The organism is Kitasatospora sp. NPDC057512, assembly GCF_042802135.1.
Taxonomy (GTDB): domain Bacteria; phylum Actinomycetota; class Actinomycetes; order Streptomycetales; family Streptomycetaceae; genus Kitasatospora.
Genome location: NZ_JBHVET010000612.1, coordinates 1 through 5,414 on the forward strand (window position 1 = coordinate 1; position 5,414 = coordinate 5,414).

Annotated in this window: 5 protein-coding genes and 1 pseudogene; 3 read left to right on the forward strand and 3 right to left on the reverse strand. The window is 73.5% G+C overall.

Translation table 11 applies throughout. The annotated features are described in order from the left end of the window. From ACFU6K_RS30305 to eccE, 3 genes and pseudogenes are all read right to left on the reverse strand, one after another. Positions 1–222, reverse strand: a pseudogene (locus ACFU6K_RS30305) (MinD/ParA family protein); the annotation flags it as partial. 134 nt (positions 223–356) lie between these two features. Further along, entirely contained in the window at positions 357–1,124 is a 768-nt protein-coding gene (locus ACFU6K_RS30310) for a hypothetical protein (RefSeq protein ID WP_049657368.1), read from the reverse strand. Then, a complete protein-coding gene (gene eccE / locus ACFU6K_RS30315; RefSeq protein ID WP_380668386.1) occupies positions 1,124–2,551 on the reverse strand; it encodes a type VII secretion protein EccE in 1,428 nt (475 codons plus the stop codon). The genes ACFU6K_RS30310 and eccE overlap by 1 nt, the downstream gene beginning before the upstream one ends. Before the next feature lie 186 nt (positions 2,552–2,737). Here eccE and ACFU6K_RS30320 point away from each other — a divergent pair, with 186 nt between their 5' ends. The 3 genes from ACFU6K_RS30320 (at position 2,738) to ACFU6K_RS30330 (ending at position 5,322) form a co-directional block, all read left to right on the forward strand. Then, entirely contained in the window at positions 2,738–4,420 is a 1,683-nt protein-coding gene (locus tag ACFU6K_RS30320; RefSeq protein WP_380668388.1) for a type VII secretion protein EccB, read from the forward strand. A 185-nt stretch (positions 4,421–4,605) separates the two neighbouring features. Further along, the gene (locus tag ACFU6K_RS30325; protein WP_380668390.1) at positions 4,606–4,911 is read left to right on the forward strand and encodes a WXG100 family type VII secretion target; all 306 of its coding nucleotides are present in this window, start codon (positions 4,606–4,608) and stop codon (positions 4,909–4,911) included. Positions 4,912–5,031: 120 nt separating this feature from the next. Continuing rightward, positions 5,032–5,322 carry a WXG100 family type VII secretion target gene (locus ACFU6K_RS30330; RefSeq protein WP_380668392.1) on the forward strand — a complete coding sequence of 97 codons (291 nt, stop codon included), beginning with the start codon at positions 5,032–5,034 and terminating at the stop codon, positions 5,320–5,322. The last annotated feature ends 92 nt before the right edge of the window (positions 5,323–5,414 follow it).

Here is a 5,414-nt window from a genome sequence, read left to right on the forward strand (position 1 = left end):
CTGGGCCTGCGCCGGAGCGGCGGCGGCAGGCACCGGGGCGTCGGCCGGGGCCGGAGCCGCACCAGCCGGTGCCGAACCAGCCGGAGCGGCGGCGGCCGGAGCCGCCGAGGGCTCCGTCTGCACGTACCAGGACGGGGGAGTGTAGTCAGGCGCGTCCGACCAGTCGTCGTCGTCCTCCGCCGCGTTGTCGCCGACGTAGACGCCGTCCCGATCGCTGCTCACTTTTCTGGCTCCCTCGTGTTCGCCGCCGCTTGTTCAGCGGTGCCGTTGCCGCATCAAAGACTAGGCCGTACGGCAACCCCCGTTGAAGGCGGCTTCGGTTCCCCGACGGCCCACCCGGTGCGGCGAGCCGCCGCTCAGTCCATCCGGCGCGGCCCGCCGAGCACCTGTTGTTCGGCCTGCCCGGCCACCGCCCGTACGTACTGGCGCCGCATCCGGGTCGCCCACAGGGTGAGGTCGTCGCCGAGGGTGGGCAGGGCGGCCACGTCCTCCGGGGGCAGCGAGAGCACCCGGCCGGTCAGTTCCGCCTCCTGCGGCGAGATCCGCTGCACGCCGACCAGGTCGGCCGCGTTCAGCACCCGGGAGGCGTTCGGGCCCAGGTAGGGCAGCAGCGTCAGGGTGGTCTGCCAGGGTGCGGCGGAGAGCCGGCTGCGCGGCGGGCGGGCGCCGAGGTCGCGCACCACCAGGACCGGCGAGGCCACCGAGGCGCCCTGCGGGCCGAGCCGGCCGACCTGGTGGACCGTCACGCAGGGCTGGCCGCCGCCGGCCGCCTGGGCCAGCGGGCCCCACAGCTGTCCGCGGGCGGTCTCCACCGCGACCCGGGCGCCGATCGCGGCCGCCCGCAGCGCGATGACCTGCGCGGTCCACATGCCGCCGACGAGCACCAGGTCGTACGAGGTCGGGCGGAACAGGCCGAGCACGGCGGGCAGCCCCTGCGGGTCGACGCCGATCACCACGCCGTCGTCGCCGACGGGGAAGGCCAGCGCCGCGAGGTCGGCCGCCTCCAGGACGTGCTTCTCCCGGCGCGGGCCGCGCAGTCCGAAGCCGGGCAGGATCCGCGGCCTGGTCCGGCGCTGCTCGGCGCCGGGCTGCGGGCCGACGGTGGGATAGGTCTGGTACGCCATCAGGAAGCCCCTCCGAGCGGCAGGGTGGCGAGCATGCCGGGGGCCTGCTCCAGGTCGAGCCGGACGAGGCCGAGCCCGGTGCTCTGGGCCCGGGTCTCCACCTGGCGGCCGACCTGGCCGACCTCGCTCTCGTTGCGCCCGGTCACCCGCAGGTGCCCGCTGACCGTCACCGAGCCGCCGGTGCCGTGCCCGGCGGTCAGGCTGAAGGTGCTGGCGAGGGCCGGGGAGCCGGTGATCAGGTTGACCAGGTCCGGCGCGGCGATCCGGCCGGGGGCGCCGCCGGGGCGGCTGAGCTGCGGCCAGCGGGAGATCCAGTACGTGGTGTGCCAGCGGTCGTCGATCCGCCAGAACCGGTTGCCCTCCTGGGTGCGGCGGGTGGTGCCGCCGCCGCTGCCGGTGCCCTGGCGGCCGGCCACCGCGATCGGGTTGGCGCAGGTGGCGATGGCCAGCGCGGCGATCAGCTCGCGCTCGTCCAGCACGGTCGCGTTGAAGCCGGCGCTGTTGAGCCGGCCGGCCAGCTGGTCGGTGACCCGCTGCAGCGCCTTGCGGGCGCCCTCCTCGCCGCCGCCGCGGGCCCGGACGGCGGTCGCCGCGCGCTCCGGGTCGAGCTTGAGCGCGACCCAGGTCAGCCGCAGCCCGGGGGTGGAGGTGCCGTCCGGCAGCTCGCGGTAGGCGCGGGCGGCCAGCGACTGCTCGGGCAGGTGCTGGGCGGGGGCGGGCTGGGTGTGCTGGACCAGCTGCACCGACTCCAGGGTGATGTCGTCCACCGTGAGCGCCGAGCAGACCACGTCCAGTGGCAGCGGCAGCGCGGTGCGCACCGGGCGCAGCGGCTGGTCCTTGGCCTGGACGAGCAGGACCGAGGTGAGGAAGGTCCCGTCGCCGACCATGCCGGTCTCCCGGCGGACCGGGCGGCCGCCGAACTCGGCCTCGGTGGCGTGGGTGCAGGTGCGCAGCCCCGGTTCGAGTTCCAGCGCGGGCGCCAGCGCCGGGTCGGTGCCGGCCGGCGGCAGCAGCGTCCTGGCCTGCCTGCGGCGGGACTTGAGGGCGGCGCGGACCTGCAGCAGCTCCGGGACGGTGCGGCCGCGCACCGGGACGAGGGCGAGGACGAGCAGCACCAGCGCGACCGCGCCGAAGCCGGCCGCGACCGTCCGGCTGATCGTCCAGCCGACGGCCACCAGGGCCGCCGCGACCTCGACCAGGACGAGCTGCTGGAGCTTCAACCGCCCGCCGAGCAGCCCCGGTCGGGGGTTGATCCGGACCTGGACGGCGCCGCCGCCCCCGGTGCCGGTCGGCTGCGGTCGGTCGGGCCCCGTCCCCGGCCCCGTCCCGGTCTCGGCCGTCGGCGTGCTGTGCTGCGCCCGGCCGGCCCGGCGCGCCCTCCCGCCGCCCGCACTGCGGCGGCGTCCTGGAGCGGTCTGGCTTGGCATCCCCCGGTGGCCCTCTCTGATCCGTTGTCGCGGCCCGGCTGGCTGTGTCGCGGACCGTACCCGTACCGTACTCACCGTCTGCTGCCGCATCGTAGAGGGTTCGCGCCGGTTCGTGCCCGGCGGGTGACCACGGGGCAGGTCGGTCTGACAACGCCCGACGACGTCTGACTAGGGGGACGACGAGGTATGGCATCGCGCCGGGACGAGCTGAACGCGTACACCTTCGCCCGCAAACGCACGGTGGGCGCCTTCCTGCTGCCCGCCGGCGGCGGCAGCGACGAGGACGCGCCGCGTCCGGTGAAGGCGGTGCTGCCGAGTGTGCTGGCGGGGGCGGTGGTGGTGGCCGGCTTCGGGCTCTGGGGGGTCTTCAAGCCGAGCGCGCCGGTGAAGTGGGACGACGGCAAGAACATCATCCAGGGCAAGCAGTCGACGACCCGGTACGTGGTGCTCACCGACCAGGACAACAAGACCAAGCGGCTGCACCAGGTGCTCAACATGTCCTCGGCGCGGCTGGTGCTGCCCGCGGGCGCCAAGGTCGTGGTGGTGGACGACGGGGTGCTCGACCGCTACCCCAACCACGGGCCGACGATCGGCATCCCGTACGCGCCGGACAAGCTGCCGACCACGGACAACGCGGGCAAGCCGATGAAGTGGGCGGTGTGCGACCGCCCGGGCTCGGACGACAAGCAGGAGACCGTCAACCAGGCGGTGTTCGTGGCGGCCGGGGCGGACGCGGCGGCGCTGGCGGACAAGGACCGGATGCTCGGCCCGGACCAGCTGATGCTGGTGCAGCAGGCCGACGAGCAGCAGATCTCGGCCGCGCCGGCGGCGGGTCAGCCGGCCGCCGCGGGTGCGGCGGTGTACCTGGTCGACGCGCAGGGCCGCAAGCACCCGATCGGCACCCCGCAGTCGGACGACAAGGAGCGCAAGGCGCTGATCACCGCGGTGTTCGGGCCCAACGCGGTGCCGCAGCGGGTCAAGCGGGACTGGCTGGACACCCTGGTGAACGCCACCCCGATCACCTTCCCGCAGGTCGAGGGCGTGGCCGACAGCCAGGGCGCCAACTCCAAGGTGGAGCTGAGCAACCAGGCCGACCGCCGGGTCGGCCGGCTGGTGCACTACCAGGACCGCCACTACGTGGTCGGCAAGGAGCAGCTGTACCTGGTCACCCCGTTCCAGGCGGAGCTGATCCGGCAGAACCCGGCGTACCAGATGCTCTACAAGTACGACCAGGACAAGAAGCCGCGCAGCGACGAGATGATCCCGGCCGACAACGCCCAGTGGGGCGGCGACGTCGCGCTGAAGGGCACCGCGCCGGACTGGCCGCTGAAGACCGGTGCGCCGGTGAACAACTGGCAGGACCGCCAGGACGCCCGGATGGTCGTGTGCAGCACCTACGACGGCGTCGCCGCGGACGGCGCCACGGCCAGGCGCAGCGTCTGGGCCGGGCCGACGTACCCCGCGTCGTACAACAACGGCGCCGGGGCCGCGTACGTGACCCCCGGTCACGGGCTGTTCTACCGCTCGCTGGACAACGCGGCCGCCGGCTCGGGGACCGACTTCCTGATCACCGAGACCGGGTTGCGCTACTCCGTCCCGTCCAACGGCGACGGCGGCCGGCGTCCCACCGCCTCGCCGCAGCCCGGTCAGAGCGCCCCGCCGAAGCAGCCGACGCCGCAGCCGACCGCCACGCCGGCCCCCGGGGCGCCGTCCCAGGAGCCCGGCCAGCAGGAGGAACCGGGCGGCAACCAGGCCCGGTTGGGCTACCAGGGGGTCCAGCCGCTGCCGGTGCCGAAGGAGTGGTCGAACCTGGTTCCGGCCGGCCCGCCGCTGACCGCGAAGAGCGCCGCCCAGCCGCAGAACGCCTGACCGGCCAAGCCCGGCAACCGAATTGGCCGCAGTGTCATGGTCTGGTAACTACTCCGTGCTCGGTGTTGGGCGAGCTGCGTGTGCCGACTACAGTGCTGCTGGACATCACACGGGTGATGGCAGGGTGGGGCCCCTCGCGGGCCCTCCGTGCACGCAAAATGTTGTCTCATGGGGGACGGTGGAGCATGGCTCAGGGTCAGTTCACGATGACGGCGCAGGAGATGCTGGCGTTCGCCAAGCAGATCGAAGAGGCCATCGGCAAGATCGAGGCCGAGCGGACCAAGCTGATCAGCACGGTCTCCGGGATCACCGGCGGCTGGCAGGGCCAGGCCGCGAGCGCCTACACGACCCTGCAGAACCGGGTCAACGACGACATCGCGAAGCTCAAGGAGTCGCTGAACGCGATCAAGCACGCGATCGAGCTGACCACCAAGCACTACGCGAGCACCGAAGAGGAGCAGAAGGCGATGTTCTCCTCGGCCCAGGGCTGATCACCGCTTCCGCGCTGATCGTCGCACCCGCGCCGACCGCCGTTCTGTCCCGATCCACCGCTCTGCGGAGCGCCCGCCACTGACCGCGTGGCGCTCCGCACCCTCGTTTAGGGAGACAACGTGTCCGACCACATTCTCGTCAACTTCGAGACCGTTCACCACGCGTCCGAGGAGGTCAAGGCCTCGGCGGGCCGCATCGACCACCTGCTGAACGACCTCAAGGGCAACGTCACCCGCATCGCCGCCAGCTGGCAGGGTGCGGCCCAGGAGGGCTACCAGGCCCACCAGGCCCAGTGGGACGCCCGCGCCGCCGATCTGCAGAAGACCTGCACGCAGATCGCGACCTCGCTGGACCAGGCCGCGCAGAGCTACCGGACGACCGAGGACGCCAACGCCAAGCTCTGGGGCTGACGTTCGGGTTCCGTAGGGAACAGCAGGGGGCGGGTACCCGGATTCCGGGCACCCGCCCCCGACGCGCGGCACGGGTGGACGACATGAGGGGC